Source organism: Fusobacterium sp. SYSU M8D902 (assembly GCF_040199715.1).
Taxonomy (GTDB): domain Bacteria; phylum Fusobacteriota; class Fusobacteriia; order Fusobacteriales; family Fusobacteriaceae; genus Fusobacterium_A.
The window spans coordinates 1-2,045 of sequence record NZ_JBEFNA010000058.1; the positions used below are offsets into that span (position 1 = coordinate 1).

Consider the following 2,045-nt stretch of genomic DNA (forward strand, 5'->3'; position numbering starts at 1 on the left):
TGTATTCTACCATAGCACCCCCCCCCCGTTCATTTCTTGTACACTTAATCTATTCATTTTTTTCTCTTCCTCCTTTAAGGTCTTTAATATCTTTTCTGTATTTAACACTCTTATCTTCTTCTTTTTTTTCTTCCTTTAAGGTCTTTAATATCTTTACTATTTTTTCTTCAGTATCATCAGGAATAATATTTACAACTAAGTAATTTGGTTTACTTTTATCTAATTCCATTTTCATTTGTAAATCGTGAATAGTTAAATTTTCTTCAGCTAAACTTATTAAATTGAACAATAAAAACAAAAAAACTGATAATTTCATTATTCTCCCCCCAATTTTCCATATTGGGAAATTATAATTGGAACATATCCATTATATTTTCCTTCTATTATATCTGCTTCCTCTCCTTTATCAATATTTCTTCTATTTAAAATAGAATAAAATTTGATATTTACTGTTTCTTGATTTATTTCTATTTCTTTGTTTGGTACTTCTATCCCATATTCTTCTACTTCTATCCATTTTTTTCTATTTGTTAAAAGACCTTTTTTGGGAAATTGAAAGACTAATTTCTTCCCAAAATCTTCTTTTTCTGCCTTAATTTCAATTGTTCCATAACCTGCTATTTTTTCTCCACCTAACATTCTTGTATTAAAATATTCAAACCTTAATGGTTCTAATATTTTTATTTCAACTTTAGCTAAACTAGGTATAGCTAATAAAAACATAAATAATATTATTCTTTTCATTTTTTCCTCCAATTTATACAATAAAATCTATAAAAAATCCTAAAATATAATATATTCCTATTATGAAAATAGTAAATACAAAAAAGATAACAAAAATAATTAAAAAGTAAGATAATGTCCAAAAAAATCTCCCAATATTTTCTAAAATCATCAATCTTTCCTCCTACTTAAAATTTAAAAATATTTTATTTATTCTCTTACTTCCACAGTCATATATACTTTACGACTATGTTTTCCCTCTTTAGATATTTTTGCCCCATCTATATATACCATATTATCTTTTACAATTTTGGTATTTATATATGGTGGTGTATAAATTGTTGTATCTATTTGACCATCACTATCTATATCTATTTTATTTTCACTAAACTTTATTTTATAATAATCTTTTTTTTCAGGTTTTTTATTTAGTTCTATTTCAAAAGGTATTTCTAATTTCATATCATCTATTACCATAGCTTCAATATCAACATCTGATATTATTTCTAATGGTACTTCAACCTTTAATTGAACATTCATTAATACAGTAGTATTTTTTTCTAATTTTCTTATTCTACCATCACTTTCTATTTTATCTTCTGTAGGTAATGTTGGAACATCAGGTTTTCCTACTTCTCCTTCTATTGGTGGTAAAATAGGAATAATTGGAATTGCTGGAATACTTTCTGCTATTCCAATACTACTTATCAATAAAAAACCTAATAATATTTTTTTCATAAGTTTCCCTCCTATTTGAAATCTTTATTCAAAAAAATTTCTCTTATTTCATCATAGTTTTCAACTTCTGTCTTATTAAAGGAAATTTCTTCCTGCCAATAAGCTAAGTTTATTTTTATTTCATTAGTAATATCATTTATCTTAACAATATGTTCATAATCATGTGATATTACCAATTTTTCTCCATTAGTATATTTAACAATAATTTTTTTTAGACCTTTTAAATTCCCTGTAACATCTACTTTAATAGGTGATTGATCTTCTAGGTTTTCCTTTTTTAAAGTTTCTTTATTTGTTATTTTTTCCTTTTTTAGTATAGATAATAATATTACTATTTCTATAATAATTACTACAAGTAATTCCATATCTCATTCACTCCTTTACTTTACTTCAATATCTAATATGTTACTTCCTCTATATTCTCCATTTTGTTGATCTTCAGGTACATCTAATGTTCCCCTCAATTTAATGTTATACTCTTTATCTCTTACTTTTTGTACAGTCTTGTCTATTTTTTTTACTTTTAATTCTGTTCCTTGTGAGTTTGTCATTACTGGTTGTTCTTCTCTTAAATTGAATTTTAC

Annotated in this window: 5 protein-coding genes; all 5 read right to left on the bottom strand. The window is 24.5% G+C overall.

Annotated elements, in window-relative coordinates; all coding sequences use genetic code 11:
• Positions 1-49: 49 nt before the first annotated feature.
• Positions 50-316, bottom strand: a complete 267-nt coding sequence (locus tag ABNK64_RS10985) for a hypothetical protein (RefSeq protein ID WP_349764417.1) — start codon at positions 314-316, stop codon at positions 50-52.
• Positions 316-744 carry a hypothetical protein gene (locus ABNK64_RS10990; protein WP_349764418.1) on the bottom strand — a complete coding sequence of 143 codons (429 nt, stop codon included), beginning with the start codon at positions 742-744 and terminating at the stop codon, positions 316-318. The genes ABNK64_RS10985 and ABNK64_RS10990 overlap by 1 nt, the downstream gene beginning before the upstream one ends.
• A 189-nt stretch (positions 745-933) precedes the next feature.
• Positions 934-1,461, bottom strand: coding sequence for a hypothetical protein (locus tag ABNK64_RS10995; protein ID WP_349764419.1), 528 nt, complete (start codon positions 1,459-1,461; stop codon positions 934-936).
• An 11-nt stretch (positions 1,462-1,472) separates the two neighbouring features.
• Positions 1,473-1,826, bottom strand: coding sequence for a hypothetical protein (locus ABNK64_RS11000; protein WP_349764420.1), 354 nt, complete (start codon positions 1,824-1,826; stop codon positions 1,473-1,475).
• A 15-nt stretch (positions 1,827-1,841) separates the two neighbouring features.
• Positions 1,842-2,045: hypothetical protein (locus tag ABNK64_RS11005; protein ID WP_349764421.1), on the bottom strand; the 204-nt coding region annotated here is incomplete at its 5' end.

Excerpts from the sequence above, each read along its gene's own strand:
- ABNK64_RS10990 (WP_349764418.1), bottom strand. The coding sequence starts at position 744 with ATGAAAAGAATAATATTATTTATGTTTTTATTAGCTATACCTAGTTTA.
- ABNK64_RS11000 (WP_349764420.1), bottom strand. The coding sequence starts at position 1,826 with ATGGAATTACTTGTAGTAATTATTATAGAAATAGTAATATTATTATCT.
- ABNK64_RS10995 (WP_349764419.1), bottom strand. The coding sequence starts at position 1,461 with ATGAAAAAAATATTATTAGGTTTTTTATTGATAAGTAGTATTGGAATA.
- ABNK64_RS10985 (WP_349764417.1), bottom strand. The coding sequence starts at position 316 with ATGAAATTATCAGTTTTTTTGTTTTTATTGTTCAATTTAATAAGTTTA.